This is a genomic window from Marichromatium bheemlicum (genome assembly GCF_012276755.1).
GTDB classification, from domain to species: domain Bacteria; phylum Pseudomonadota; class Gammaproteobacteria; order Chromatiales; family Chromatiaceae; genus Marichromatium; species Marichromatium bheemlicum.
This window is the reverse complement of the sequence record NZ_JAAXKX010000018.1, coordinates 1-25,633: the sequence shown is the minus strand read 5'-3', so window position 1 is coordinate 25,633 and position 25,633 is coordinate 1. Positions and strand designations below refer to the sequence as shown.

Genomic DNA, 25,633 nt, shown 5'->3' with positions numbered 1-25,633 from the left:
CGCGGAGGTCTCCATGGACGACACCCACCCACTGCCTACCGAGATCCGGCTGCACCAGCGCTCGCGGGTGCTGGAGCTGGCCTTCGACGACGGGTCGCGCTTTCGGCTGCCGTGCGAGTACCTGCGGGTCTACTCGCCCTCGGCTGAGGTGCGCGGCCATTCGCCGGCGAGCGCCAAGCTGCAGCTCGGCAAGGAACAGGTGAACATCACCGCCATCGAGCAGATCGGTGCCTATGCGCTCAAGATCCGCTATGACGACGGCCACGACTCCGGGCTCTACGACTGGGGCTATCTCCACCGGCTCGGTCGCGCCTGGCAGCCGCTGTGGCAGAACTATCTCAAGCAGCTGGAGGAGGTCGGCGCGCACCGTGACGGTCCCGACCCCTTCGAGCAATTGCAGGCGCGCGGCGAGGTGCCGGCCGAGGCGCTGACCCCGGCGCGCGACTGACACCCGGGAGCGGGTGCGACCCGCAGGAGTGGAGGCACATGGATGGAGGCCTGATGCACCGCTGGACAGTGGCGCTGTGCGCGCTGCTCGGCGCCCTCGCGGTCGAGGCCGCGCCACCCGAGGCCCAGGGCTGGCGCGCCGAGGTGGTGACGCGCGGGCTCGAACACCCCTGGGCGATCGCCTGGCTGCCCGATGGCTCGGCGCTAATCAGCGAACGCCCGGGCCGGCTGCGTCGGCTCGCGGCCGACGGTCGGCTCGATCCGACGCCGATCGAGGGCGTGCCCGAGGTGCTCGCCGAGGGGCAGGGCGGTCTGCTCGACGTCGCCCTACACCCTGACTTTGCCCGCAACCGGCTGGTCTATCTCAGCTATGCCGAGGGCACGACCGACGCCAACCGCACCGCGCTGGCACGGGCGCGGCTGGTCGACGGCGCGTTGCACGATCTCGAACGTCTCTATGCCAACCCCGACACCAAGCGCGACACCCAGCACTTCGGCTCGCGTATCCTCTGGCTCGACGACGACAGCCTGCTGCTCAGCATCGGTGACGGCGGTAATCCGCCGATCCGCTTCGCCGGCGGGCTGATCCGCGAGCAGGCGCAGCGTCTCGACAGCCACTTCGGTAAGATCCTGCGGCTGCGCGTCGACGGCAGCCCCCATCCCGACAACCCCTGGTACGCCGCCGGTGGCGCGCGTGCGGCCATCCACAGCCTCGGCCATCGCAACATTCAGGGCCTCGCGCGCGATCTGGTGAGCGGACGGGTGTGGGCCAACGAGCACGGCGCGCGCGGTGGTGACGAACTCAATCGCATCACCCCCGGTGCCAACTACGGCTGGCCCGCGGTCACCACCAGCCACGAGTACTGGGGACCGGCGATCTCCAACGTCCACCAGCGCGCCGACGTCACCGCGCCGCTGCTCGAATGGACCCCCTCCAAGGCCCCGAGCGGCCTCGCCTACTACAGCGGACGGCACTTCCCGGCCTGGCGCGGCGACCTGTTCAGCGGCGCGCTCAAATTCGGCGAGGTGCGGCGTATCGACTTGGAGGACGGCGTGGTGGTGGGCGAGGAACGGTTGACCATCGGCACTCGGGTACGCGACGTGCGCGAGGGCCCCGACGGCCATCTCTACGTCCTCACCGATGCGCCCGACGGCGCGTTGTTGCGGATCGTCCCGGATGGATAGCGCGCGGGGCTAGCGTCCAGCGATCAGCCGCCAGCCGCCAGCCGCCAGCCGCCAGGGGATTGAACCGCAAAGCCGCAAAGAACGCGAAGAGGTTCAAGTTGCTCGCGACCAGCTGACAGCGAGAGGAGCAGGCTTGTCTCGTGCCTTCAAGGCTGACAGCAAACCGCAACTGGAGGCTGTTTGCCGAAGGCTGGTCGCTTTCTTTGCGTCCTTCGCGTCTTGGCGGTTCAATCTTCTGATCAGCTGATCGCGCCTTTCGCTGGGCACGCGACGCTTTGCTCAGCCTATGCACTGAGCGGCGTCAACCGTAGGGGGTCGAACCGCAAAGCCGCAAAGAACGCGAAGAGGTTCAAGTTGCTAGTGACCAGCTGACAGCGAGAGGAGCAGGCTTGTCTCGTACCTTCAAGGCTGACTGCAAACCGCAACTGGAGGCTGTTTGCCGAAGGCTGGTCGCTTTCTTTGCGTCCTTCGTGTCTTGGCGGTTCAATCTTCTGATCAGCTGATCGCGCCTTTCGCTGGGCACGCGACGCTTTGCTCAGCCTATGCACTGAGCGGCGTCAACCGTAGGGGATCGAACCGCAAAGCCGCAAAGAACGCGAAGAGGTTCAAGTTGCCAGCGACTAGCTGACAGCCGGCAGCCTTCAGTCTCCGCTTGCAATCAACTGGAGTGTGACGAGGCAGGCACCGCTCCTCACTGGAGGTTTTTCTGTTCTTCGCGCTCTTCGCGTCTTGGCGGTTCAAGTCTCTGGAGACCGTCGCCGCAGGACGCGGCGACGGTGGCCCGGCCCGAGGGGCCGGGTGGGGGGATCAGCCGCGCTTGCGACCGGCCACGCGCAGGCGCAGCGAGTTGAGGCGGATGAAGCCGGTGGCGTCGGTCTGGTCGTAGGCGCCGGCATCCTCCTCGAAGGTCGCGATCGACTCATCGAACAGGCTGTTGGTCTCGGAGCGACGGCCGAGCACGCTGACGTTGCCCTTGTAGAGCTTGAGACGGACCACGCCGTTGACCACCTGCTGGCTCTCGTCGATCGCCGCCTGCAGCATGCGCCGCTCGGGGGCGAACCAGTAGCCGTTGTAGATCAGGCTGGCGTAGCGCGGCATCAACTCGTCCTTGAGGTGCGCGGCCTCGCGGTCGAGGGTGAGCGACTCGATGGCGCGGTGTGCCTTGAGCATGATGGTGCCGCCGGGGGTCTCGTAGCAGCCGCGCGACTTCATGCCGACATAGCGGTTCTCGACGATGTCGGCGCGCCCGATGCCGTTGGCCCCGCCGATGCGGTTGAGCTCGGCGAGCACCTCGGCCGGGGTCATCGCCTTGCCGTCGATGGCGGTGATGTCGCCGCGCTCGAAGGTCAGCTCGATCTCGGTGGCCTGGTCCGGGGCCTGCTCGGGCGAGACGCTCCAGCGCCACATGGCGTCGCCGGGCTGGGTCCACGGATCCTCGAGGTCGTAGCCCTCGTAGGAGATGTGCAGCAGGTTGGCGTCCATCGAGTAGGGCGACTTGTTGCCCTCGCGCTTCTGCTCGACGCCGATGCCGTGCTTGGCGGCGTAGGCCATCAGCTTCTCGCGCGAGAGCAGGTCCCACTCGCGCCAGGGGGCGATAATCTTGATCTCGGGGTTGAGCGCATAGGCGCCGAGCTCGAAGCGGACCTGGTCGTTGCCCTTGCCGGTGGCGCCGTGGGCGATGGCATCGGCGCCGGTCTCGGCGGCGATCTCGATCAGGCGCTTGGCGATCAGCGGTCGCGCGATCGAGGTGCCGAGCAGGTACTCGCCCTCGTAGATGGCGTTGGCGCGGAACATCGGGTAGACGAAGTCGCGGACGAACTCTTCGCGCAGGTCGTCGATATAGATCTCCTTCACGCCCGCGGCCTCGGCCTTGGCGCGCGCCGGCTCGAGCTCCTCGCCCTGACCGATGTCGGCGGTGAAGGTCACGACCTCGCAGCCGTACTCCTCCTGCAGCCACTTGAGGATCACCGAGGTGTCGAGTCCGCCCGAATAGGCCAGAACGACTTTCTTGACTGCGCTTTGCGCCATCGTCTTGCTCCAGAATCGTGAAGGGGTGTTTGCAGGGACCGGGCGAGCGCCTCGCCCTCCCCGGTGGCGGATACCAGTGGCGCGCGGTGCCATGATCGGCCCGACGGCCGCGTCCCGGGTAATCCACCAGTATAGAACGTCGAATGGCATTAAGGGGAGGGGCGGAGGGCGGCTTAGGTTCAGTCGTCAGTCGTCAGGGGGGATTGAACCGCAAAGGCCCAAAGGGCGCGAAGGGGATATTTGGTTGGCAAGGTGTTTGCGGCTAGCTTCCAGCTTCTAGCCTCCAGTCGTCAGTCGTCAGTCGTCAGTCGTCAGTCGTCAGTCGTCAGGGGGGATTGAACCGCAAAGGCTCAAAGGGCGCGAAGGGGATATTTGGTTGGCAAGGTGTTTGCGGCTAGCTTCTAGCCTCCAGTCGTCAGTCGTCAGTCGTCAGTCGTCAGTCGTCAGTCGTCAGTCGTCAGGGGGGATTGAACCGCAAAGGCCCAAAGGGCGCGAAGGGGATATTTGGTTGGCAAGGTGTTTGCGGTTAGCCGCCGGCCTCCAGCTACCAGCCGTCAGCCTCCAGTGGGGAAGGCTTGGCGCCGTTGGCTGGAGACGGCAGGCTGGTAGCTGGTAGCTGATGGCTTGAGGCTGGAAGCTCCCTCTAGGGCCGCACCGCCAGCACCGAGCAGGGTGGCTGGTCGAGGATGGCCTCGACGGTGTTGCCAATCAGCAAGCCGGTGAGGCCGCGTCGTGCGGCGGTGCCCATCACCACCAAGTCGGCATCGAGCTGATCGGCGAGGAGGCGGATCTGTTCGGTGGCCAGGCCGCGGGGCAGGTGTAGGCGGGGGGCGAGATAGTCGTGGGCCTTGGCGCCCAGGGTCTCGCGCAGCACCATATTGAGCGCCTCGAGCCCGCGACGGTGACGGATACGTTCGCTCTCGATGTAGTCGCGGGTGGAGTGGTCCGGGGCGTCGGACCAGACGCGGAACAGCAGCTCGGCCGGAGCGTCCCAGACGTGCACCAGGTGCAGCGTGGCGAAGTCCGACAACGCCAGTGAGCTGGCGAGGGTGAGCAGGCGTCGATTGAGCGGGGTGTCGATCGTCTCCGGGCGGGCTGGATCGTAGTCGAGCGCGAGCAGGAGGGTGTCGTAGTTGTCGCGTTCGCAGGGCTGCATCAGCCATACCGGGCAGGGGCTATTGCGCAGCAGCTGGCGGTCGTCGCCACCGAGGAAGCGTTCGAGTCGCTCCGGCGGCTGGGCGGGATTGATCACCAGGTCGTGACCGCACTGCTCGATTTGGCGCAGTGCCTCGCGGGCGAGGGCGCCGACACGTACCTCGATGTGGAGCGCGCAGCACTCATGATGGGCCGCTAGGCGCACCTTCAGGGTGCGCTCGAGTCGCGCCACGGCCTCGCGTTGCGATTCCCCCGCCGGTGGCGTGGTCAGCACCGCGAGCACGGTGAGGCTGGCCTGGTTGTTGTGCGCGAGTGTCAGCGCCCGCGCCAGTGCGTGCTCCGGGCCGATGCCATCGGCAATGACATAAAGGATATTCTTGAAACGTTTCATCACATGCCCTCGGCAGCTCTGGCCGGTGGTTCCGGCACGCAATCCTCACACAACCGTTGTGCCGCGCTACGTGCGGCATCGGTATAGGGGATGAATACCAGATCCGCCCCCTGTTGCGCGAACCATTGGGCGTCGGCCTCGCTGGCGGTGGAGAGCGCGACCCGTCCGCGATAGCCCTGTTGGCGCAGGCCGTGGAGCAGCAAGCGGTTGATCGCGCGCTCGCGCACCGTGCTCACCACCCAGCGCGCCTGGCTCAGTGGCAGGGTGGCGATCAGCTCCGGATCCTCGATGTCGCCGTAGTGCACCCGATAACCGGCGCGTGTCTGACGGCGCACCACGTCGGGGTCGAAGTCGACGGCGAGTACCTGCCGGCCGCGCTCGCGCAGCCCGTCGGCCATGGCCGCACCGAAGCGCCCGAGGCCGAACAGCAGGATCTCGGGGGCCTCGTTGTCGGTCAGCTCCTGGTCGATCTCGCGGTGGGGGACGCGTCGCTCGAAGCAAACGAGGTAGGGTGCGAGGCGCTCGTAGAGCGGGTGCGAGTAGAGGATCAGGTAGGTCGAGACGCTGATGGTGACCAGCCCGACCAGGGTGATCAGCCCCAGGGTCTCGGCACCGAGATGACCGAGGCTTAGCCCGAGTGCGGCGAGGATCAGCGAGAACTCACTGATCTGCGCCACCGTCAGCCCGGCGAGGAAGCCGGTGCGCTTGCGGTAGCCCATGTAGCCCATGATCACCATCACGATCAGCGGGTTGCCGATCAACACGAACAGCGATAGCAGCGCGGCGGCGCCGAGCTGATCGCCGATCAGCCCGAGTTCGAGCGTCGCGCCCAGCTCGATGAAGAAGAACAACAGCAGGAAGTCGCGCAGGGTCACCAGCCGCGCGGCGATCTGCTCGCGGTAGCGGGTCGAGGCGATCGATACCCCGGCGAGGAAGGCGCCGACCTCGCGGCTGAAGCCGAGGGCATCGCCGGCGAGTGCGCCGAGTACCGCCCAGGCGATGGCGAACAGCATCAGTAGCTCGGTCGAGCGCGCCAGCCGGTGTAGTAGCCAGGGCAGGACATAGCGCATCAGCACCGCGACCGTGGCGAGCATCGCCGCGCCCTTGAGCAGGATGGTGAGCGCCTCGCGCCCGGGGTGGATGTCGGCGCCGGCCTGGCCGACGGCGGTCAACGCGATCATCACCAGCACCACCACGATGTCCTGGACGATGAGAAAGCCGACGGCGATGCGCCCGTGCAGCGCGTCGACCTCGCGTTTGTCCGAGAGCAGCTTGACGATGATGATGGTGCTCGAGAAGGTCAGTGCCACCGCCACATAGAGCGCGGCCACCGGTTCCAGCCCCAGCAGCCGGGCGATGACATAGCCCACCGCCGAGGTGAACAGCACCTGGCCGAGCCCGGAGGCCAGCGCCACCGGGCCGACGGTGCGGATGATGTGCAGGTCGAGCTTGAGTCCGACGACGAATAGCAGCAGCGCGATGCCGAGGCGGGCGAACAGCTCGATCTCGCTGCTGTGCGCGACCAGCCCGAAACCGGTCGGTCCGAGGAGGATGCCGACGGCAATGAAGGCGACGATCAGCGGTTGGCGCAGGCCGCGCGCGAGCGCGCCGGCGATGGCGGCGACGCCAAGGATTAGGCCCATCTGCAGGAACAGGTCGTCGTTCATTGAAGGACCTGCCGGCGGTTGGGGCGACGGGGGTTACGGGTGCCTCGCGAGCGGGGCGGGCGGGATCGATCCATGGTCCACCTCGGGCGGTCGGTCTCCCTCCCTCGGACCGGGCGCGGACGTGGCGGTTCCCGGCGTGGTCATCCCGGGGTCACCGCATCTTCACCGGGCATCAACGCCGTGGCAACAGTGATCGAGGAGCATGGGCGCCACGCTCATCCAGGCAGGCGACGCGATGACCGAGATCACCCGCATGTCCCCGCTGAAATATCGCAGCATCTTCATCTCCGACGTCCATCTGGGCTTCAAGGGGTGTCAGGCCGAGTTCTTGCTCGACTTCCTCGTCGCGACCGAGTGTCGACGGCTCTATCTGGTCGGCGACATCGTCGACTTGTGGGCGCTGCGCGGCGGACTCTACTGGCCCGAGGCCCACAACCGAGTGGTTGCCGCGATCCTCGACAAGGCGCGCGCCGGCACCGAGGTGATCTATGTGCCGGGCAACCACGACGAGGTGTTGCGCGCCCATCTCGGGCTCGACTTCGGTCGGGTGGCGGTGCGCGACGAGGTGGTCCACACCACCGCCGACGGGCGTCGTTTCCTGGTGCTGCACGGTGACCGTTTCGATGGCGTGATCGAGCACGCGCGCTGGCTCTCGCGCCTGGGCTCGCATGCCTACGACCGACTGCTCGCGCTCAACGCCCAGCTCAGTCGGTTGCAGCGGTTGCTGGGGCTGCGCTACTGGTCGCTGGCCGGCTACCTCAAGCGCAAGGTCAAGAACGCGGTCAACTATATCGGCGACTTCGAGTGCGTGGTTGCCGACGAGGCGGCGCGCCGTGCGCTCGACGGCATGATCTGCGGTCATATCCACCACGCTGAGATGCGCGACATCGCCGGCGTGGCCTATTGCAACTGTGGCGACTGGGTGGAGAGTTGTACCGCGCTGGTCGAGCACCACGACGGTCGGCTGGAACTGTTGCGTTGGACCGACGCCTGCCCCGAGTCGCTCGGTGACGAGGAGGCACGCCCGGGGGTAGCCTTGGCGCGGGCCGGTTGATCGGCGGGCGTTGTCCTATCATCGGACGAGGTCCACCCCAGGGAGACGTGCCATGCCCACGTTACAACTGCATACCAATGTCACCGTCCCCGACGCGCAGCGCGCCGAGCTGCTCGGTAGGCTCTCGACTGCGGTCGCCGAGCTGCTCGGCAAGCCTGAGTCCTATGTGATGGTCCTGCTCGATGACCGCTGCGCGCTGAGCCTTGGCGGCAGCACCGAGCCGACGGCGCTGCTCGAACTGCTCAGCCTCGGGTTGCCCGAGGCCGAGACCCCGCGCTATGCGCGTGTCCTCTGTGCCCTCTGCGAGGCGTTGCTCGGCGTCCCCGAGCGACGGGTCTACATTGACTTCCGTACGCCGCCGCGCCACCTCTTCGGTTGGAACGGCGGGACCTTCCAGGACCCGCGTCGCGACTAGCCGGTGCCGCCGTGGCCGGCGGCCATTGAACCTCTGTCCCCTGATCAGCATCTAAACCGAGATGTGTGGCATCGCGCCCGATCGAGCGGCGCGGGCCACGCCCCGTCCCCGTCTCGCCAGACCCGCCGCGATGTCCGGGGTCCCATGCCGTCCGCCCCGGACGGTCCTTGTCGGTCCATGCGATGGGAGGTGTGGAGTCATGGAGGCCCGCGTACTGTCCGATCGGGGCCCGAGCCCCCACCTAGTGCGGCTGCAAGATGGTAGCCGCTGTCTGCTGCGCACGCTCGGTCCGGGTGATCGCGACTTCCTGCTCGCCTGTTTCGCCGGGCTCTCACCGGGCTCGCGGCGGTTGCGTTTCTGCGGGGTCAAGCGGGAACTCAATGAGCGCGATCTCGCGGTGCTCGCCGCCATCGATGGTCACGACCATCTCGCCATCGGGGCCATCCGGCTCGATGCGCGCGGCATGCCGTGCGAGCCGCTGGGGGTGGCGCGCTGCATCCGGACCGCACCCGGCGCCGACAGCGGCGAGCTGGCCGTCGAGGTGATCGACGTGGCGCAGCGTCGTGGCGTCGGGACCGCGCTGTTGCGGGTGCTCGCCGAGCACGCCCGTGCCGCAGGCATCTGCCGACTGCGCTGCGAGGTGCTGGCGGCCAACGCCGGCATGCGCGCCCTGGCCGCGCGGCTCGGCGCGCGGCCACGTTGGCGTGGTGGCGCGGTACTCGAATACGAGCACCTGCTCGGTGGGGACGAGTCGCCGGCGGTGCGAGGTGGCTGGCGCGCGGCCGTCGCCCGTTATCGTACCTGGATGCATCCGCGACCGCGTTCGTTCGGCGCGCGGCGCTCGCGCGTGCTGGCGCGGCGTGCGGCTCAGAGCGCCCGGCGCAGCCGCGCCCAGTCGAAGGCCGGGCCGGGGTCGGTCTTACGCCCCGGGGCGATGTCGGCGTGCCCGACGACGCGTTCGGGGGTGATCCCGGGGTAGCGCCGACGCAGCGCGCGGGCGCAGCGCCCGAGCTGGTGGTACTGGGCATCGGTGAAAGGTCGGGTGTCGGTGCCCTCGAGTTCGATCCCGATGGCGAAGTCGTTGCACGCCTCGCGCGCGCCGAAGCGTGAGCGCCCGGCATGCCAGGCGCGGCGCTCGCAGGGCACGTACTGCAGCAGGGTGCCGTCGCGCCGGATCAGCAGGTGGGCGGAGACGCGTAGTCCGGCGATCCCCGCGAAGTAGGGGTGGGCATCGGGGTCGAGCTGGTTGTGGAACAGGGCGTCGATCCACTCGCCACCGAACTCACCCGGCGGCAGGCTGATGTTGTGGATCACCAGCAGGTCGATGGTGGTCCCCGGCGGGCGCTCGTCGCAGTTGGGCGAGGGCCGGGCGAGGGCGGCATCGAGCCAGCCGGCGGCGTCGATCTCGGGGTCGGGGTGCGTGGACATGATGATTCCTTGCTCTGGACTACAGCGGCGCGCGCGACGTACCGCCGCGTTGGCCGTGTCGATTGTGGCGCGAATCGTCGATAATCGACAGCTTTTCCCCGAGCGATGCGGTAAGCACAGGATCCCATGAGCAGCATGTCTTCCCCTCAATCCCTCCCGGCTGGTCTCGATGCGGCATTGATCCGCGAGCAGGCGCGCGCAGCGCTCGCCGAGGACCTCGGCGGCGGTGACGTCACCGCCGCGCTGCTGCCTGCCGATCAGCAGGCGCGCGCCGAGCTGATCACCCGCGAGTCGGCGGTGCTCTGCGGCCGGGACTGGTTCGAGGCGGTGTTCCACGCCCTCGACCCGGCGATCGTTATCGACTGGGAGGCGGCCGACGGCGAGCGCGTCGCGCCGGGGCAGCGGCTGTGCGTGATCACCGGCCCGGTGCGGGCGCTGCTCACCGGCGAGCGCACGGCGATGAACCTGCTGCAGACCCTCTCGGGCACCGCCACCCGCACCCGCCGCTTCGCCGACGCCGTCGCCGGGCTGCCGGTGGCGGTGCTCGACACCCGCAAGACCCTGCCGGGGCTGCGGTTGCAGCAGAAGTACGCGGTGCGCTGCGGTGGCGGCACCAACCACCGCATGGGGCTGCACGACGCCATCCTCATCAAGGAGAACCACATCCTCGCCGCCGGTTCGATCGCCGCGGCGGTGGCCGCGGCGCGGGCGCTGGAGACCGGGCTGGAGATCATCGTCGAGGTCGAGTCGCTCGCCGAACTCGAGCAGGCGCTGGCCGCCGGTGCGCCGACGGTGCTGCTCGACAACTTCGACAACGACCAGTTGCGCGAGGCGGTGGCGCTGAGCGCCGGGCGGGCGCGCCTGGAGGCCTCCGGTGGGGTGAACCTCGAGACCATCCGCGCGATCGCCGAGACCGGGGTCGACCGCATCTCGGTCGGCGCACTCACCAAGGATGTGACCGCGGTCGATCTGTCGATGCGCCTGGAGGTCGGCTGAGCCTCGCTCAGCGCGGCGTGCCGGGCTGAGCGAGGTGCTGTTCGAGCACCTGCAGCCGCTCGCGCAGGCGCTCGTTCTCCTCGAGCAGGTCGAGCGCCAGCGCGGTGCCGGCGAGGTTGAGGTCGAGGTCGTGGCGCAGCCGCACGGCGCGGCGCGCACGGCGCACCGCGACCCCATCGAAGCGCCACTCGGCGGGGAGGTTGCCGCACGGGTTGAGCAGCCCCTCGGCGACCATGCACTCGATCAGGTGGTGCTCGGCGTCGCAGAGCATGCACAGCTCGACCAGCGACAGGCTCAGGCCCTCGTCGAGCACGATACCCTCGAAGATCCGCTCCAGCTGCTGCATCGGCGATGCCCTCCCTGTTGGTTCCGCGCGCTACACCCCGAGGTCGGCGCGCGGGTTGAAGTCTAGCTGCTCGGCTAGTTCGCGATAGGCGCGGCGCGCCGCCTCGGTGGTCGCCGGCGGGGCCTGGATCTCGAGCGTCACCAGGGTGTCGCCGGGGGGATCGCCGGGCAGCCCGCGTCCCTTGAGCCGCAGCCGCTGCCCGGACTGCGAGCCCGGCGGGATCTTCAGGCTGACGGTGCCGCCGAGGGTGGGCACGCTCACCGCAGCGCCGAGCGCCGCCTCCCAGGGTGCCAGTGGCAGGCGCAGGTGGATGTCGCGCCCGTCCGGGGTGAAGTGCGGGTGGGGCTTCAGCTCGACCTCGAGATAGAGGTCGCCGGCCGGGCCGCCGCCGAGCCCGGCGCCGCCCTGGCCGGCGAGACGGATCTGTCGGCCCTGGGTGACCCCGGCGGGGATGCGCACCTTGAGGGTGCGGGCGTTGCCCGAGGACTCGACCCGTACCTGGCGGGTGACGCCGCGATAGGCCTCGTCGAGATCGAGGGCGATGCGCACCGTCTGGTCCTGGCCGCGGCGTCGCGGTGGCTCGGCGCCGCCGAAGGCGCGCCCGAAGATGCTGGAGAAGAAGTCGCTGAAGTCGCCGACGTCATCGGCGTCGAAGCGGTAGTGGCCGCGGCGCCCGCCGCCGGGCGGTGGGCGGAAGTCCTGACCGGCGCGCCAGCCGCTGCCGAGGGCGTCGTAGGCGGCGCGCTTCTCGGGGTCGTGCAGCACCTCGTTGGCCTCGTTGATCTCCTTGAAGCGGGCCTCGGCGTCGGACTCCTTGCTGACGTCCGGGTGGTACTTGCGCGCGAGCTTGCGGTAGGCGCGCTTGATCTCGTCTTGGGTGGCGTCGCGCGCCACCCCGAGGGTCTTGTAGTAATCCTTGTATTGCATCGTCTGCTCTCGCGGGATGGACGGATCCGATCATGCTCCGTGGTGCCCGGGTGTGGCCTGGTGCCACAGCCAGCGGTGCCGGGTCCGATCGTCGTCTGTTCGTTGGATAGTCGTTGCGCCGGGGCGCTGTCAACCGTGGCGACGGCGGCGCGTGGTTCAGTCCGTGGCGGTGGCACCGTGGGCCGGCACGGTGCGCTCGCGGGCCCAGTGGCGCAGTGCCGCGATCCGCTCCTCCATCACCACCGCCAGCGGCTGGGTGGCGGCCAGCTCGGCGAGCAGCGCCTCGGTGTCGGGGCGGCGTTCGCCGCCGTCCTCGGCATAGCTGGCGGCGACCACCGCCTGCTCGATCCCGGCGCCGGTGAAGCCCTCGCTGGCGGCAGCGAGGGTGTCGAGATCAAGGGTTGCCGGGTCGATGCCGCGGCGGGCGAGATGGATGGCGAAGACCTCGCGGCGCACCCCGGTATCGGGTAGATCGACGAAGAACAGTTCGTCGATGCGACCCTTGCGCAACAGCTCGGGCGGCAGGCGCGAGACGTCGTTGGCGGTGGCCACCAGGAAGACCCGGGCGCGGCGCTCGGCCATCCAGGTAAGCAGGGTGCCGAGCACGCGTCGGCCGACGCCGTCGTCGGCCGAGCCGGTGGCCAGTCCCTTCTCGATCTCGTCGATCCACAGCACGCAGGGGGCCATCACCTCGGCGGTGCGCAGCGCCCGGCGCAGGTTCTTCTCGGTCTCGCCGATGTATTTGTCGTAGAGGGTGGCGAAGTCGAGACGCAGCAGTGCCACCCCGAAACGCCCGGCGACGGCCTTGGCCGCGAGGCTCTTGCCGCCACCCTGGACCCCGAGCAGGAGGATGCCGCGCGGGCGGTCGCGGCGCTCGTCGGCGTCGAGGAAGGGGCCGCGTCGCCGGTCGAGCCAGGCCTTGAGGTTGTCGAGCCCGGCGATGTCGGCGAAGCTGCGGGTGTCGTACTCGAAGGAGACCACGCCATCGGGGCTGAGCAGGGCGTACTTGGCGCGGCGTAGGGTGGCGACGTCGTCGCGAGTGATGGCGCCGTCGTCGCGCACCGCGTTGCGGATCAGCCGCCGGGCGTCGGATTCGGTGAGCCCGAGCAGGTTGTTGGCCAGCTGCTCGACCGCCTCGCGGCTGGCGCGCAGCGCGCGTCCGGGCGCGGCCTCCTGCCAGGCGCGCGCCTCCTCGCGGATCAGTCCCATGATGCGGTTGCGATCGGGCAGGCGCAGTTGGAAGCGCACGCTCAGGTGACGCAGCTCGGCGGGCAGTTCGAGCCCGTGGCTGACCAGCACCAGGGTGCGGGCGCAGGTGGCGTGGGTCTGGGCGATCTCCTTAATCAAGCGGATGTGGATGGGATCGTCGAGATAGGGGTGGAAGTCGAGCAGCAGATAGAGCCCGGGCTGATCGAGCGCGTGGATATGACGCAGCGCCTGGCGCGGTTCGGCGAGGTTGCGTTGTGGCTCGGCGTCGAACTCGAGCCGGCGCAGTCCCTCGGTCACCGTCCAGCGGAAGGCGGGCTGGCCGAGACGGATCGCCAGCCCGGCGAACAGCTCGACCACGCGCGGCTCCTCGACCGACTCGATGATCAGGATCGGGGTGTCGGCGCGCAGCAGCAACTCGAGGTCGTGCAGGTCCGGCATCGGGGTGTGGGCGGGGGGCGTGATGGCCATGCTCGGGGACCGGGTGGCGGCGTCGCGTGGACCTTGCCGGTAAATTTACCAGTATCACCGGCGACAACCCAGTGACAGCGTCGGGTCAGACTGCGAAGATGCGGTGACACGCCGCGCCGACCTGTTCCCTCGATCCTGTCCCAGGTCCGCTGCCCGCCGTGCCCGACGGGTGGGCTGGGGCGCGCGGCCCCAACGATAGCCATTCAGTATCGGCCTGGTCGGGCCTCCAGGCGTAGCAAGAGAAGAGCCATGAGCGAAAAAGACCATTTGATCATCTTCGACACCACCTTGCGCGACGGTGAACAGAGCCCCGGGGCCTCGATGACCCGTGACGAGAAGCTGCGCATCGCCAGGGCGCTGGAGCGGCTGCGGGTGGATGTGATCGAGGCCGGTTTCCCGATCGCCAGCCCGGGTGATTTCGAGGCGGTCGCGGCGGTCGCCGAGCAGATCAAGGACAGCCGTGTCTGCGGTCTGGCGCGCGCGCTCGACAAGGACATCGACCGTGCCGGCGAGGCGCTGGCCAAGGCCAACGCCGGGCGTATCCATACCTTCATCGCCACCTCGCCGATCCACATGGAGAAGAAGCTGCGGATGCAGCCCGAGCAGGTGATCGAGCAGGCGGTGGCGGCGGTGCGACGGGCGCGGCGCTATACCGACGACGTCGAGTTCTCCGCCGAGGATGCCGGACGCTCGGAGATCGATTTCCTCTGTCGCATCACCGAGGCGGTGATCGCCGCGGGCGCGACCACGGTCAACATCCCTGATACCGTCGGCTACAACATCCCCGATCAGTTCGGCGCGGTGATCGCGGCGCTGCGCGAGCGTGTCCCCAACATCGACCAGACGATCCTCTCGGTGCACTGTCACAACGACCTCGGCCTGGCGGTGGCCAACTCGCTGGCGGCGGTGCGCAACGGCGCGCGCCAGGTCGAGTGCACCATCAACGGGCTCGGCGAGCGTGCCGGTAACGCCGCGCTTGAGGAGTTGGTGATGGCGGTACGCACCCGTCAGGACCTGTTCGATTGCGACACCCGGCTCGACACCACCCAGATCGTCACCTGCTCGCGGCTGGTCTCGGGGATCACCGGTTTCGCGGTTCAGCCCAACAAGGCGGTGGTCGGTGCCAATGCCTTCGCCCACGAGTCGGGCATCCATCAGGACGGCGTGCTCAAGAATCGCGAGACCTACGAGATCATGCGTGCCGAGGACGTCGGCTGGACCGAGAACCGCATGGTGCTGGGCAAGCACTCGGGTCGCAACGCCTTCCGCAGCCGGCTCCACGACCTCGGCATCGACTTCGCCTCCGAGGAGGAACTCAACGCCGCCTTCGCCCGCTTCAAGGACCTCGCCGACAAGAAGCACGAGATCTTCGACGAGGATCTGCAGACCCTGGTCACCGACACCAACCTCGGTGCCGCCAACGAGCGCGTCAAGCTGGTCTCGCTGCGGGTGTGCTCGGAGACCGGCGAGACCCCGAACGCCGCGTTGGTGCTCGCCGTCGACGGTGCCGAACGCAGCGCGTCGGCCACCGGTAGTGGCCCGGTGGACGCGGCCTTCCGGGCCATCGAGTCGGTGCTCGAGAGCGGCGCCGAACTCAAGCTCTACTCGGTCAACGCCATCACCAGCGGTACCGACGCCCAGGGTGAGGTGACGGTGCGTCTGGAGAAGGGGGGGCGCGTGGTCAACGGCCAGGGCGCCGATATCGACATCGTCATCGCCTCGGCTAAGGCCTACGTCAACGCCTGCAACAAGGTGCTGCACGGTACGCATCGTGCGCACCCGCAGGGCGCGGACGTCTGAGCCGGGATGGACGAGCAACGTCGTCTGACCTATTTGGCGCGGATGGGGATACACGCCTGGCAGCCGCGTGAGGACGGGGCCGAGGCTCTGGCACCGCCGCTGGCCATGCCACCGGCGGTGCCGCCGGCCCCCGAGCCGGTCGTCGCCGAGCCGCCACGCCCGCGCCCGACGCCGCGTGCCCCCGAGCCGCCGCCGTTGCCGATGCCGCCGCCTTGCGCCCCGCCACCGGCCGAGGTGGTGGCGCGCGCCACGCCGGCGCCGGTCGCCGCGCGTGTGGCCGAGCCGCCGGACGATGACCTGTTTGCGCCGGCTGTGGCCACTGCGCCGGGGAGCGCTGCGGCGGTTGCGGCGATGGACTGGGGGCAACTGGCCGGCGCAGTGCGCGAGTGTCGTGGCTGCGCGTTGCACGAGACCCGCCAGCACAGCGTCTTTGGCAGCGGTGCGCACGACGCCCGACTGATGCTGATCGGCGAGGCGCCGGGGGCCGACGAGGACCGCCAGGGCGAGCCCTTCGTCGGCCGTGCCGGGCAGTTGCTCACGCGCATGCTCGAGGCGATCGGGCTGACACGCGAGACGGTCTTCATCGCCAACGTGCTCAAGTGTCGCCCGCCCGGCAACCGCGATCCACGACCCGAGGAGATGGCTCGCTGCGAGGGTTATCTACAGCGCCAGATCGCGCTCATCGAGCCGACGCTGATCCTCTCGCTGGGGCGGATCTCGGCCCAACACCTGCTCAATACCGATGTCAGCGTGGGTCGGCTGCGGGGGCGCTGGTTCGAGATCGGCGAGGCGCGCATCCCGCTGCGGGTGACCTATCATCCGGCCTATCTGCTGCGCTCGCCGGCACAGAAGGCGAAGGCCTGGGAGGATCTCAGCGCGGTCGCGCAGCGGTTGCGTGAAGGGGGCGGAAAATAAGTTTCATATTTAATTAACTTCTAATACAATGCGTCCCGTCGTCGCCGATTGCGGCGACCGGGTTTGCTATCAGATCGAGATCCAACGACCGGAGAGATCAATGAAAAAGCTTGCTACCGCCGCCGCAGTCGCCGCCCTCCTGGGTGCATCCGCTTCCGCTTCCGCCTGGTGGGGACCGGGCTGGGGTGGTTATGGTCCGGGTTATGGCTCCGGCGTCGGTGACATGTTCAGCGACATGTTTGGAGACGGTTGGGGCGACTTCAATATGAACATGAGCGGCGGTGGTCGCGGCTATGGTCGTGGTTACGGCCGCGGCAACGGCTATGGCTACGGCTACGGCAATCCCTATTACGGCGGTTATGGCGCGCCTTACTACGGTGGCATGCCCTACTACGGTGGTGCGCCCTACTACGGCGGTGGCTACCCCTATGCCTACCCCTATGGTGCACCGGGTGTGCCGGGTGCCCCGGCCCAGCCTGCGCAGCCGGCTCAGCCCGCCTCCAAGTAAGCCGGGTGGCGTGAACGTGTCCGCCACTCGGGCGGATGCGTGACGACAGGGCGCTGATCCCCTCGGGGCAGCGCCCTGTTTGCGTTGTGCTCAGCCCAACAGCGCCAGGCTGGTGTCGGCGAGGAGCAGGCCGATGGCGGTGGCCACCAGCACGTCGCTGGGGTAGTGCAGGCCGAGGATCACCCGCGAGCCGGCCACCAGCAGGGTGAAGGGCACCAGGATCCAGGCGAGCTGCGGGAAGTAGTGGATCGCCACCATGGTGAAGACCACCGCGTGCAGGGTATGGCCCGAGGGGAAGCTGTAGCGATCGAGTGGTGGCACCAGGGCGACGATGTCGGTGGCGTGGTTGCAAGGGCGCTCGCGGCGGGTAACGCCCTTGAGCGACTTGTAGAGTGCCAGTGCCACCCCGCCGGTGAGCAGCATGTGCAGGCTGGTCTGCAGGCCGTAGAGGCCGTGGGTCAGGGGTAACAGCGCGATCAGGCTGTACCAGAACAGGCCATCGCCGAGCCGACTGATCAAGGCGAAGCTGCGCTGGATCCACTGTCGCCGACTGGGGCGGCTGCAGGCCCGGCAGAGGATGGTCTCGAGGTCGTTCAGGTGTTGTAGCCACATCTGCATGACAAGCCTCCGCTGCGGCACTGTCGATGGATGACTTCTCTCAGTTGCTCCTCGAGTCCTTCGAGGACGCGTTCCCAACTCATGCCCTCGGCGTCATGACGCGCCGCCTCGCCCATCCGGCGCAGCCGCGCGTGGTCGCGCGCCGCCTCACGCGCGGCCCGGAGATAGTCGTCGCGCTCGCCTAACGGCACTGTAACGCCGTTTCGCCAGGGGTCAATGTGCGTGTGGGCGGCGGCATCGTCGTAGGCGATCACCGGCAGGCCGCTGGCCATCGCCTCGGTGACCACGTTACCGAAGGTCTCGGTCTCGCTGGGGAACAGGAACAGGTCGCCCGAGGCGTAGTGGGCCGAGAGCGCCTGGCCGGTCTTGGCCCCGGTGCAGACATAGTCGGGGGCGGTGCGGCGCAGCCGTGCCAGTTCTGGGCCGTCGCCGACGAGCACGAAGCGCGCACCCGGGCGCTCGGTGCGGATGGCCTCGAAGGCGGCGCAGGCCAGCGCCAGGTTCTTCTCCGCAGCGATCCGTCCGACGTAGAGTACCGCCAGGTCATCTGCGGCACAGCCCCAGGCGCGGCGCAACTCGGGGTCGCGCCAGCGTGGCGAGAAGCGCTCGATGTCGACCCCGCGTCCGAAGATCGCGACATTGTCGAAACCGGCCGCGCCGAGCCTCTCGCACAGCGTCGCGGTCGGTACCAGCGTGGCCTGGGAGCGATTGTGGAAGCGGCGCAGCGCGGCCACGATCGGGCCGGTGAGCAGCCCCAACCCGTAGTGGCGGCTGTATTGATGGAACTGGGTATGGAAGCCGGTGACCACCGCCACCCCGAGGTCGCGTGCCGCGGCGAGTGCGGCATGCCCGAGCGGCCCCTGGGTGGCGATATAGACGAGGTCGGGGCGCTCGTGTCGCCACTGTCGGCGCAACCGCCAGTAGACCGGCAGCCCGAAGCGCAACCCGTGATAGCCGGGGATCGGCAGCCCCGGCACCAGGGTCGGCGCGGTCTGGTCCCGGGCGGCGCGCTCGCCGCGCTGGCGTGGCCGTACCAGCCGTACCCGGTGACCGCGTGCGGCCAGTCCCTCGACGAGATGGCGCATGGTGTGCGCCACGCCGTTGATCTCCGGGGGGTAGGTCTCGGTGACGACGGCAAGGTGCAGTGCGGTCGGCCGGGGGGCGATGGTGTTCATGGTTCAGGCGGGCTCGGGGTGCAGATCCAATGATTGCGTGATCGCGGTGCGGGTCTGCTCGGCCAGCTCATGGCGCCGGGTCGTGGGCGTCGGGGTGAGCGGGGGCAGACACTCGATCCGGACATGTAGCGCCGGGTGGCGCACGATGCGCAGCAGGCTGAGGGCGAGGTTGTCGTTGCCGGTGTAGGCGGCGGCCCGCTCCGGGGCCGGGTGCTCGGCATGCTGATAGCGGATGGCCACCGGCTGGAGCCGGGTGCCGGGGATCTGGGCGAGGGCGAACAGGCGCGGGTGGAAGCGGCGCACGTCCTGACCGTCGCTGGTGGTGCCCTCGGGGAAGATCACCACCGCGCGTCCGCTGCGCAGGTCATCGGCGATGCCCTGCATCACCTGCTCGGTCTGGTTGGCGCCGCGGACGATGAAGTGGGTGCCGGCGAGGTGCGCGAACCAGCCGATCAGCGGCCAGCGTCGCACCTCGGACTTGGACAGGAAGCCCATCTCGCCCTGGGCGCCGAGTACCGGGACATCGAGCCAGGAGACATGGTTGGCGACCACCAGCGCGCCCGGTGCCACCCGGCCGCTGACTTCCAGGGTCAGGCCGAGCACCCGGCACAGCCGCTGGTTCCACCAGCGCACCGCGCGGGCGGTCCAGGCCGGCGGGCGGCCGAGGCGTTCGAGTAGATAGATCCACAGACCGATCATGGTTCCGGTGAGCAGGTGCTCGACCAGTCGCAACAGGCGCCAACTGGTCCTCAGCACCCCGGCTCGTGCAGCGTGTTCAAGGGTGCGTGGCGCGTTCGAGGAAGTGTCTGGAGTAGCTTGGGTTGAGTTCATCGACATTGAGCAGCATCAGTACATCCGCGACGCCGAAGTCGGGGTCGCGGCAGGGTTCGCCGCAGGCCTTGGCGCCGAGCCTGACATAGGCCCGTAGCAGCGGTGGCAGCGGTGCATCGAGGTTGTCGTCCGAGGCGTGTTCGGTGTGCAGCGGCGCGCGCGGGATGACCCGCAGCGGCTCTGCGGCCAGCGCCTGGCGGCGCAGCCGGTTCATGATCGCCGCCGCCTGCAGGTCGTGCTCGCCGAGCGGCACGCTGGCGCAGCCGAACAGATAGTCGACCCCATGGAGATGGATGAAGCCGGCCAGCCCGGACCACAACACCGCGATCGCCGGTCCCTGACGATACTCCGGGGCGATGCAAGTGCGCCCGATCTCGAGCTTGCGCCCAGGCAGCGCCAGTACCGCATCGAGCCGGAACTCGCCCTCGGAGTAGAAGCGTCCGAGCCGCGCCGCCGCGGTGTCGATGAGCAGCCGGGTGCAACCGATGACCCGACCGCTACCGCCCTCACGCACCAGCAGGTGCTGACAGTGCGCGTCGAAGGCATCCTCGTCGAGCCCCGGGGTCGGGCTGTCGAGTCGCGCCCCCATCTCGCCGGCGAACACCCGGTGTCGCAGGGCCTGGGCCTCGCGCACCTCGGTGGGGGAGGAGGCCAGTTCGACGTAGAGACGTTCGGAGCGCTTGACGACCGGCGCAGACGCGGATGCGACCATGACGGACCCTCTGCTGTGTTGCTGATGACTGAGAGGGCGATGGTAGGTCGCGACTGTTGCGGCGCGGTGTGGGCGAGATGACGCCAGCATGAAGGTCGCCGGGCGTGGCCGGGGTCAGTCGCGCAGCGAGATCACCGGCCAGCCACGGGCCTCGGCGGTGGCGCGCAGCTGCGGGTCGGGGTCGACCGCGACCGGGTGCTCGACCCGCTCGAGCAGCGGCAGGTCATTGTGCGAATCGCTGTAGAAGTGGCTGCCGGTGAGGTCGTGCTCGCGCTCGGCGAGCCAGGACTCGAGCCGCTGCACCTTGCCCTCGCGGAAGGAGGGGATGCCCTCGACCTCGCCGGTATAGCCTCCGTCGCGTTCGGCCGGCTGGGTGGCGATGAGGTGGGGGATGCCGAAGCGCGCGGCGATCGGCGCGGTGACGAAGGCGTTGGTGGCGGTGATGATCATCAGGGTGTCGCCGGCCTCGCGGTGGTGTGCGATCAGCGCCTGCGCCTGCTCGAGCATGATCGGGGCGATGCACTCCTCGACAAAGCGTGCCCGCAGCGCCTCGAGCCGCTCACGCGGGTGCTCGCTCAGCGGGCGCAGCGAGAAGCGCAGGAAGGCGTCGATGTCGAGCGTGCCGTCGCGGTATTCATGGTAGAAGCGGGTGTTCTCGCGGGCGTAGTGCTCGCCGTCGACGAGGCCGTGGGTGACCAGGAACTCGCCCCAGAGGTGGTCAGAGTCCCCGGCGAGCAGGGTGTTGTCGAGATCGAAGATCGCTAATGACATCGGGCGATGGGTCCTGATGGCTGATAAGGTGGATGGATCGGCGCTGGCCGGGTGCAGGGAGGGCCGGCACGGGGCCCGCCACTCGATGGTCGGGGATTCCCCTGGTGCTTGCAAGCATAGGTCGCGCCAGTTTTGTGTCGTGATATCCTGGGCGATGGAAAGCCGTTGCTTGGCAGTCGCTTAGTCGATCCCTCGCTTGCCGCTATCAACGGGGTATGGAAGAATGCTAAGGCGCGATCCAGTGGGACAGAGTGACGTGATCGATCACGACGGCTTCAGACCGAACGTAGGCATCATCCTGAGCAATCGGGAGCGCCGTCTATTCTGGGGCCGGCGTATCGGACAGAACGCCTGGCAGTTCCCGCAGGGCGGCATCCGCTCCGACGAGACCCCGGAGCAGGCGATGTTCCGCGAACTCCAGGAGGAGGTCGGTCTCGACCACCACCAGGTCACCATCCTCGGCAGCACCCGGGGCTGGCTGCGCTACCACCTTCCCAAGCGCTATATCCGCCGTCACTGCGGCCCGACCTGCATCGGTCAGAAGCAGGTGTGGTTCATGCTCCGCGTCGACTGCGACGAGGACGCCTTCCAGCTCGATCTCTCCGACAAGCCCGAGTTCGACGCCTGGCGCTGGGTCCGCTACTGGCAACCGCTCACCGAGGTCGTCTACTTCAAGCGCCACGTCTATCTGCAGGCCCTCGAAGAGCTGGCGCCGTCGCTCTACCCCGAGGGCGCCCCGGCGCGCGAGCTGCGTCAGCAGCCCCGCCAGTCGGCCGGCAACGCGCTGCTGCGCCAGCGGCGAGGCTGAGCGCGTCCCGGGCAGGCAGGCAAGCGGCGGTCACGCCCTCGTCCCCGGGCGCGCCGCGTCCATCCATCCCAACCATCTCTCACAGTCCCTCTGCCCCTATGCTCGAAGCGCTGCGCCGTATCGTCCAGGAAGTCAATAACGCCCGTGATCTCGAACAGGCGTTGGCGATCATCGTACAGCGGGTGAAGCTGGCCGTCGGCGCCGATGTCTGCTCGGTCTATCTCAACGACTTCGACAAGCGCCACCACGTGCTCCAGGCCAGCGATGGGCTGCGTGCCGCGGCGGTCGGCCGGGTGCGTCTGGAGATGGGCCGTGGGCTGATCGGCCTGGTCAGCGAGCGCGCCGAGCCGATCAACCTCGACGACGCCTTCACCCACCCGCGCTACCAGTGCATCACCGATACCGGCGAGACCAGCTATCACGGCTTCCTCGGCGCCCCGATCATCCAGAATCGCAAGGTGCTCGGGGTGTTGGTGCTGCGCCAGCGCGACAAGCGTCATTTCGACGACGATGAGGTCACCTTCGTCGTCACCCTGGCCTCGCAGCTCGCCGGCGCCATCACCTTCGCCCGTACCAGCGGCGAGTTGGCGCGGCTGCAGGACGACGGCATCCCGCAGCGCTTCCTGCCCGGGCTGGCCGCCTCGCCGGGGGTCGGGTTGGGGCAGGCGGTGGTGGTCTATCCGCCCGCCGATCTCGACGCCGTGCCCGATCGCGTCCCCGAGGACATCGCCGCCGAGGTCGGTCATTTCCGTGAGTCGCTGGCCCAGGTCGCGGCCGATCTCGACCGCTTTGCCAGTCACAGCCACAGCCATCTCGGCGCCGAGGACATGGCGCTGTTCGATGCCTGGCGACTGATGCTCGAGAGCGACACCCTGGTCGACGGTACCCTCGGGCGCATCCGCGCCGGCAATTGGGCGCCGGGGGCGCTGCGCGAGACCATCGCCGACCACACCCGGGTGTTCGACGCCATGGACGACGCCTATCTGCGCGAGCGCGCCTCGGACGTGCGCGACCTCGGGCGCTGCATCCTCATGCACCTGCAGAACCGCACCGTCGATCCGCTGCGCTATGCCGAGCAGACCATCCTCGTCGGCGACGAGATCAGCGCGCTGCAAATCGCCGAGGTGCCGCGCGAGCGCCTCGCCGGCATCGTCTCGACCCGGGGCTCGGGCTCGTCGCACGTCGGCATCCTCGCCCGTAGCATGGGTATTCCGGCGGCGATGGGGGTCTCCGACCTGCCGGTGAGTCGGGTCGAAGGTCGCGAGATGATCGTCGACGGCTATCGTGGTCGCGTCTATGTCTCGCCGACACCGGCGGTGCGCACCGAGTACCTGCGCCTGGCCGAGGACGACGTCGCCCTCACCAAGGAACTCAAGGCGTTGCGCCACCTCCCGGCCGAGACCACCGACGGCTACCAGGTGCCGCTCTATCTCAACACCGGTCTGGTCTCCGAGAGCCGCCCGCTGGGCATCGAGGAGTCGGCGGGGGTTGGGCTCTACCGCACCGAGCTGCCCTTCCTGGTGCGCGACAGCTTTCCCGGCGAGGCGGCACAGATGGCCAATTACCGTCAGGTGCTGGAGCTGTTCGCGCCGCGCCCGGTGACCATCCGCACCCTCGACATCGGTGGTGACAAGCCGCTGCCCTACTTCCCGATGAAGGAGGGCAACCCCTTCCTCGGCTGGCGCGGGGTGCGCATCACCCTCGATCACCCGGAGATCTTCCTCGCCCAGGTGCGCGCCATCCTGCGTGCCGCCGTGGGGCTCGACAACCTGCAGCTGCTGCTGCCGATGATCAGCACCATCACCGAGCTGGAGGATGCGCTGCAGCTCATCCATCGCGCCCACGACGAGCTGCGCGAGGAGGGCTATCAGGTGTGGATGCCGCCGGTGGGGGTGATGATCGAGGTGCCGGCGGCGGTCTATCTGATCGACTCGCTGGCGCGCCGGGTCGACTTCCTCTCGGTCGGCACCAACGATCTCACCCAGTACCTGCTCGCGGTCGATCGCAACAACCCGCACGTGGCCGAGCTGTATGACGAGTTCCATCCGGCGGTGCTGCGCGCGCTGATGCAGATCGTCTCCGGGGCGCGGGTGCACGGGCGCGAGGTCAGCGTCTGTGGCGAGATGGCCGGCGACCCGCTGGCGATCTTCCTGCTGCTCGGCATGGGGGTGCACAGCCTGAGCATGGGCGCGGGCAGCCTGCTGCGGGTCAAGCGGGTGATCCGCAGTATCAGCCGCACGCGGGCGCGCGAGATGCTGCAGACTGCGCTGCAGTGCGAGGACGGCGCCTCGGTGCGCCGGTTGCTGCTCGGCGAACTCGAATCCATGGGGCTGGGCGCGCTGGTGCGCCCGGGCCGCTAATCCTACGCAGCCAAGGGGAGGTCAGATCATGGGGCTGTTGAGTGCCATCACCGGCAATGCCGCCAGTCGCGATGCCGAGGTCGTCGGCGAGGAGCTGGCGCCGATCCTCGGTGCCGAGGAGCGCGTCGAGCTGGCCTTCCAGCTGGTGCGCGACCAGTTCGTCTTCACCAACGCGCGGCTGATCCTGATCGACAAGCAGGGGCTGACCGGGCGCAAGGTCGAGTATCAGTCGATCCCCTATCGCTCGATCACCCGCTTCGCGGTCGAGACCGCCGGCCACTTCGACCTCGACGCCGAACTCAAGCTGTGGATCGGCAGCGACCCCACGCCGCTGGTGCGCGAGATCCGCGGCGGCGAGAACGTCGCCGCCATTCAGCGCGCGCTGGCGACCATGGTGCTCGGCGGGTGAACGGCGCGGGCAACCTGCTCGACGACCTGCAGGTCCCTGCCGAGGGCGAGCGTTTCGAGACCCTGTTCGCCCGTCCCGGCGCGCGCATCGAGCGCATCGTCAGCAGCGCCACCCCGGAGTCGGTCGACTATGATCAGCCGCATGACGAGTGGGTCTGTCTGCTCCAGGGTGAGGCCGTGCTGTGGATCGACGGCGAACGGGTGCGGCTGCGCGCCGGTGACTATCGGCTGATCCCCGCCCACACCCCGCACCGGGTTGAGTCCACCTCGACCGAGCCGGCCTGTGTGTGGTTGGCGGTGCATGTCGGGGAGACAGAGGAGGCCGAGGACTGAGGCCGCTCCAGCGGTTTTTGGCGGTCTCGTGCCCCAGCGCGCGGTTTCGTCATGCTACAGCAGCGGTGCTGCGCGCTGGGGACGTTTTGTCAAAGGGGAGGGTGATGCTTAGTCTGGGTCGGCTGGATCCGCTGGATCCGCTGGGTCGGCTGGATCCGTGTTGCCGTCTGTTGCACTACAGCCTCTGGGCCTGAACTTGTTGCCGGTATCTTTGGCATTAGTATATTCGCAGGCCCATTCCCCATCTGCAGACCTGTTCCATGCGATCGTGGCATCCTTGATCTTGGGCGTGCCTTTTAGTTTGCAAGTAATGCTGGCTGCACCTGAGTCCGCTGTAAGCGTTGCTTCATTTGCGCACGAGGTTGTCGTTTTCTTTAGACCAATACTAGTGACGTCGTCTGATTTAAAGTCGTCTGTGCGTCCCTCGTTAATGATCATCTCCATCTCGGTCTTCCCGGGCGTGATCTCCGCCAGGCCCGCTGCGACCTGTGACTTGGCGACATAGTTCTGATAGGCCGGGATCGAGATCGAGGCGAGGACGCCAATGATCGCTACGACGATCATCAGCTCGATGAGGGTGAAGCCGGACTGCTGAGGTTTCATCCATGTTCTCCGTTGCATGGGTTGAGAGCGATGTCGGGGCGGGGGGGGGGCGCCCGCCCCGGCCCCCCCCCCCCC

26 protein-coding genes are annotated in these 25,633 nt (G+C 68.5%); 13 read left to right on the top strand and 13 right to left on the bottom strand.

All coding sequences use genetic code 11. The annotated features are described in order from the left end of the window. The first annotated feature begins 13 nt into the window (after positions 1-13). The gene (locus tag HF203_RS12305) at positions 14-448 is read left to right on the top strand and encodes a gamma-butyrobetaine hydroxylase family protein (RefSeq protein WP_168670132.1); all 435 of its coding nucleotides are present in this window, start codon (positions 14-16) and stop codon (positions 446-448) included. Between the two features lie 53 nt (positions 449-501). Next, positions 502-1,632, top strand: a complete 1,131-nt coding sequence (locus HF203_RS12300) for a PQQ-dependent sugar dehydrogenase (protein WP_168670130.1) — start codon at positions 502-504, stop codon at positions 1,630-1,632. Between the two features lie 807 nt (positions 1,633-2,439). Here HF203_RS12300 and HF203_RS12295 read toward each other — a convergent pair. From HF203_RS12295 to HF203_RS12285, 3 genes are all read right to left on the bottom strand, one after another. After that, positions 2,440-3,660 carry an argininosuccinate synthase gene (locus HF203_RS12295; RefSeq protein ID WP_168670128.1) on the bottom strand — a complete coding sequence of 407 codons (1,221 nt, stop codon included), beginning with the start codon at positions 3,658-3,660 and terminating at the stop codon, positions 2,440-2,442. 643 nt (positions 3,661-4,303) lie between these two features. Continuing rightward, the gene (locus HF203_RS12290; RefSeq protein WP_168670126.1) at positions 4,304-5,206 is read right to left on the bottom strand and encodes a universal stress protein; all 903 of its coding nucleotides are present in this window, start codon (positions 5,204-5,206) and stop codon (positions 4,304-4,306) included. After that, positions 5,206-6,873: a cation:proton antiporter gene (locus HF203_RS12285; protein WP_168670124.1), complete on the bottom strand. Its 1,668-nt coding sequence runs from the start codon at positions 6,871-6,873 to the stop codon at positions 5,206-5,208. The genes HF203_RS12290 and HF203_RS12285 overlap by 1 nt, the downstream gene beginning before the upstream one ends. Positions 6,874-7,108: 235 nt before the next feature. Between HF203_RS12285 and HF203_RS12280 the strand changes: the two genes are divergently transcribed. From HF203_RS12280 to HF203_RS12270, 3 genes are all read left to right on the top strand, one after another. Then, positions 7,109-7,927, top strand: coding sequence for a UDP-2,3-diacylglucosamine diphosphatase (locus HF203_RS12280; protein ID WP_168670122.1), 819 nt, complete (start codon positions 7,109-7,111; stop codon positions 7,925-7,927). 52 nt (positions 7,928-7,979) lie between these two features. Continuing rightward, complete coding sequence (locus HF203_RS12275) at positions 7,980-8,342, top strand: phenylpyruvate tautomerase MIF-related protein (RefSeq protein ID WP_168670120.1); 363 nt, start codon at positions 7,980-7,982, stop codon at positions 8,340-8,342. 244 nt (positions 8,343-8,586) lie between these two features. Next, positions 8,587-9,321, top strand: a complete 735-nt coding sequence (locus HF203_RS12270; protein WP_168670118.1) for a GNAT family N-acetyltransferase — start codon at positions 8,587-8,589, stop codon at positions 9,319-9,321. Here the strand turns inward: HF203_RS12270 and ampD are convergent. After that, entirely contained in the window at positions 9,210-9,770 is a 561-nt protein-coding gene (ampD, locus tag HF203_RS12265) for a 1,6-anhydro-N-acetylmuramyl-L-alanine amidase AmpD (RefSeq protein ID WP_168670116.1), read from the bottom strand. The two genes, HF203_RS12270 and ampD, sit on opposite strands and share 112 nt — an antisense overlap. Positions 9,771-9,905: 135 nt before the next feature. On the opposite strand from ampD, the gene nadC reads away from it, so the two are divergent. Beyond that, positions 9,906-10,766 (top strand): carboxylating nicotinate-nucleotide diphosphorylase, encoded by an 861-nt coding sequence (nadC, locus tag HF203_RS12260; RefSeq protein WP_168670195.1) that lies wholly within the window; start codon positions 9,906-9,908, stop codon positions 10,764-10,766. 7 nt (positions 10,767-10,773) lie between these two features. Here nadC and HF203_RS12255 read toward each other — a convergent pair whose 3' ends face one another. The 3 genes from HF203_RS12255 to HF203_RS12245 all read right to left on the bottom strand — a co-directional run bounded on the left by HF203_RS12255 (position 10,774) and on the right by HF203_RS12245 (position 13,686). Beyond that, positions 10,774-11,112 (bottom strand): chaperone modulator CbpM, encoded by a 339-nt coding sequence (locus tag HF203_RS12255; protein WP_168670114.1) that lies wholly within the window; start codon positions 11,110-11,112, stop codon positions 10,774-10,776. A 30-nt stretch (positions 11,113-11,142) separates the two neighbouring features. Further along, entirely contained in the window at positions 11,143-12,039 is an 897-nt protein-coding gene (locus HF203_RS12250; protein WP_168670112.1) for a DnaJ C-terminal domain-containing protein, read from the bottom strand. A gap of 156 nt (positions 12,040-12,195) precedes the next feature. Further along, complete coding sequence (locus HF203_RS12245; RefSeq protein WP_168670193.1) at positions 12,196-13,686, bottom strand: AAA family ATPase; 1,491 nt, start codon at positions 13,684-13,686, stop codon at positions 12,196-12,198. A 279-nt stretch (positions 13,687-13,965) separates the two neighbouring features. Between HF203_RS12245 and HF203_RS12240 the strand changes: the two genes are divergently transcribed. From HF203_RS12240 to HF203_RS12230, 3 genes are all read left to right on the top strand, one after another. Then, positions 13,966-15,516 carry a 2-isopropylmalate synthase gene (locus HF203_RS12240; protein WP_168670110.1) on the top strand — a complete coding sequence of 517 codons (1,551 nt, stop codon included), beginning with the start codon at positions 13,966-13,968 and terminating at the stop codon, positions 15,514-15,516. 6 nt (positions 15,517-15,522) lie between these two features. After that, positions 15,523-16,431 carry a uracil-DNA glycosylase gene (locus HF203_RS12235; RefSeq protein ID WP_168670108.1) on the top strand — a complete coding sequence of 303 codons (909 nt, stop codon included), beginning with the start codon at positions 15,523-15,525 and terminating at the stop codon, positions 16,429-16,431. 100 nt (positions 16,432-16,531) lie between these two features. After that, complete coding sequence (locus HF203_RS12230) at positions 16,532-16,939, top strand: sulfur globule family protein (protein WP_168670106.1); 408 nt, start codon at positions 16,532-16,534, stop codon at positions 16,937-16,939. Positions 16,940-17,029: 90 nt separating this feature from the next. Here HF203_RS12230 and HF203_RS12225 read toward each other — a convergent pair whose 3' ends face one another. From HF203_RS12225 to HF203_RS12205, 5 genes are all read right to left on the bottom strand, one after another. Further along, on the bottom strand, positions 17,030-17,557 hold the full coding sequence (locus tag HF203_RS12225) for a phosphatase PAP2 family protein (protein WP_168670104.1): 528 nt from the start codon (positions 17,555-17,557) through the stop codon (positions 17,030-17,032). Continuing rightward, entirely contained in the window at positions 17,533-18,732 is a 1,200-nt protein-coding gene (locus tag HF203_RS12220; protein ID WP_246221764.1) for a glycosyltransferase family 4 protein, read from the bottom strand. Before HF203_RS12220 ends, HF203_RS12225 begins: the two co-directional genes overlap by 25 nt. A 3-nt stretch (positions 18,733-18,735) precedes the next feature. After that, entirely contained in the window at positions 18,736-19,488 is a 753-nt protein-coding gene (locus HF203_RS12215; protein ID WP_343043917.1) for a lysophospholipid acyltransferase family protein, read from the bottom strand. 19 nt (positions 19,489-19,507) lie between these two features. Further along, positions 19,508-20,275, bottom strand: coding sequence for a GNAT family N-acetyltransferase (locus tag HF203_RS12210; protein ID WP_168670100.1), 768 nt, complete (start codon positions 20,273-20,275; stop codon positions 19,508-19,510). A gap of 114 nt (positions 20,276-20,389) precedes the next feature. Beyond that, complete coding sequence (locus HF203_RS12205) at positions 20,390-21,046, bottom strand: histidinol-phosphatase (RefSeq protein WP_168670098.1); 657 nt, start codon at positions 21,044-21,046, stop codon at positions 20,390-20,392. Between the two features lie 256 nt (positions 21,047-21,302). On the opposite strand from HF203_RS12205, the gene HF203_RS12200 reads away from it, so the two are divergent. From HF203_RS12200 to HF203_RS12185, 4 genes are all read left to right on the top strand, one after another. Then, on the top strand, positions 21,303-21,854 hold the full coding sequence (locus HF203_RS12200; RefSeq protein ID WP_168670096.1) for an RNA pyrophosphohydrolase: 552 nt from the start codon (positions 21,303-21,305) through the stop codon (positions 21,852-21,854). 98 nt (positions 21,855-21,952) lie between these two features. Continuing rightward, complete coding sequence (gene ptsP / locus HF203_RS12195; protein ID WP_168670094.1) at positions 21,953-24,214, top strand: phosphoenolpyruvate--protein phosphotransferase; 2,262 nt, start codon at positions 21,953-21,955, stop codon at positions 24,212-24,214. Positions 24,215-24,242: 28 nt separating this feature from the next. Next, a complete protein-coding gene (locus HF203_RS12190; RefSeq protein ID WP_168670092.1) occupies positions 24,243-24,623 on the top strand; it encodes a PH domain-containing protein in 381 nt (126 codons plus the stop codon). Beyond that, positions 24,620-24,955 (top strand): cupin domain-containing protein, encoded by a 336-nt coding sequence (locus HF203_RS12185; RefSeq protein WP_168670090.1) that lies wholly within the window; start codon positions 24,620-24,622, stop codon positions 24,953-24,955. Before HF203_RS12190 ends, HF203_RS12185 begins: the two co-directional genes overlap by 4 nt. A gap of 108 nt (positions 24,956-25,063) precedes the next feature. Here HF203_RS12185 and HF203_RS12180 read toward each other — a convergent pair whose 3' ends face one another. Further along, positions 25,064-25,558, bottom strand: a complete 495-nt coding sequence (locus HF203_RS12180) for a pilin (protein ID WP_168670087.1) — start codon at positions 25,556-25,558, stop codon at positions 25,064-25,066. Between the last annotated feature and the right edge of the window lie 75 nt (positions 25,559-25,633).

Bases quoted from the DNA above. Each gene is read 5' to 3' on its own strand.
- HF203_RS12305 (WP_168670132.1), top strand. From the start codon at position 14: ATGGACGACACCCACCCACTGCCTACCGAGATCCGGCTGCACCAGCGC.
- HF203_RS12300 (WP_168670130.1), top strand. From the start codon at position 502: ATGCACCGCTGGACAGTGGCGCTGTGCGCGCTGCTCGGCGCCCTCGCG.
- HF203_RS12295 (WP_168670128.1), bottom strand. From the start codon at position 3,660: ATGGCGCAAAGCGCAGTCAAGAAAGTCGTTCTGGCCTATTCGGGCGGA.
- HF203_RS12290 (WP_168670126.1), bottom strand. From the start codon at position 5,206: ATGAAACGTTTCAAGAATATCCTTTATGTCATTGCCGATGGCATCGGC.
- HF203_RS12285 (WP_168670124.1), bottom strand. From the start codon at position 6,873: ATGAACGACGACCTGTTCCTGCAGATGGGCCTAATCCTTGGCGTCGCC.
- HF203_RS12280 (WP_168670122.1), top strand. From the start codon at position 7,109: ATGACCGAGATCACCCGCATGTCCCCGCTGAAATATCGCAGCATCTTC.
- HF203_RS12275 (WP_168670120.1), top strand. From the start codon at position 7,980: ATGCCCACGTTACAACTGCATACCAATGTCACCGTCCCCGACGCGCAG.
- ampD (WP_168670116.1), bottom strand. From the start codon at position 9,770: ATGTCCACGCACCCCGACCCCGAGATCGACGCCGCCGGCTGGCTCGAT.
- nadC (WP_168670195.1), top strand. From the start codon at position 9,906: ATGTCTTCCCCTCAATCCCTCCCGGCTGGTCTCGATGCGGCATTGATC.
- HF203_RS12255 (WP_168670114.1), bottom strand. From the start codon at position 11,112: ATGCAGCAGCTGGAGCGGATCTTCGAGGGTATCGTGCTCGACGAGGGC.
- HF203_RS12250 (WP_168670112.1), bottom strand. From the start codon at position 12,039: ATGCAATACAAGGATTACTACAAGACCCTCGGGGTGGCGCGCGACGCC.
- HF203_RS12245 (WP_168670193.1), bottom strand. From the start codon at position 13,686: ATGCCGGACCTGCACGACCTCGAGTTGCTGCTGCGCGCCGACACCCCG.
- HF203_RS12240 (WP_168670110.1), top strand. From the start codon at position 13,966: ATGAGCGAAAAAGACCATTTGATCATCTTCGACACCACCTTGCGCGAC.
- HF203_RS12235 (WP_168670108.1), top strand. From the start codon at position 15,523: ATGGACGAGCAACGTCGTCTGACCTATTTGGCGCGGATGGGGATACAC.
- HF203_RS12230 (WP_168670106.1), top strand. From the start codon at position 16,532: ATGAAAAAGCTTGCTACCGCCGCCGCAGTCGCCGCCCTCCTGGGTGCA.
- HF203_RS12225 (WP_168670104.1), bottom strand. From the start codon at position 17,557: ATGCAGATGTGGCTACAACACCTGAACGACCTCGAGACCATCCTCTGC.
- HF203_RS12220 (WP_246221764.1), bottom strand. From the start codon at position 18,732: ATGAACACCATCGCCCCCCGGCCGACCGCACTGCACCTTGCCGTCGTC.
- HF203_RS12210 (WP_168670100.1), bottom strand. From the start codon at position 20,275: ATGGTCGCATCCGCGTCTGCGCCGGTCGTCAAGCGCTCCGAACGTCTC.
- HF203_RS12205 (WP_168670098.1), bottom strand. From the start codon at position 21,046: ATGTCATTAGCGATCTTCGATCTCGACAACACCCTGCTCGCCGGGGAC.
- ptsP (WP_168670094.1), top strand. From the start codon at position 21,953: ATGCTCGAAGCGCTGCGCCGTATCGTCCAGGAAGTCAATAACGCCCGT.
- HF203_RS12190 (WP_168670092.1), top strand. From the start codon at position 24,243: ATGGGGCTGTTGAGTGCCATCACCGGCAATGCCGCCAGTCGCGATGCC.
- HF203_RS12180 (WP_168670087.1), bottom strand. From the start codon at position 25,558: ATGAAACCTCAGCAGTCCGGCTTCACCCTCATCGAGCTGATGATCGTC.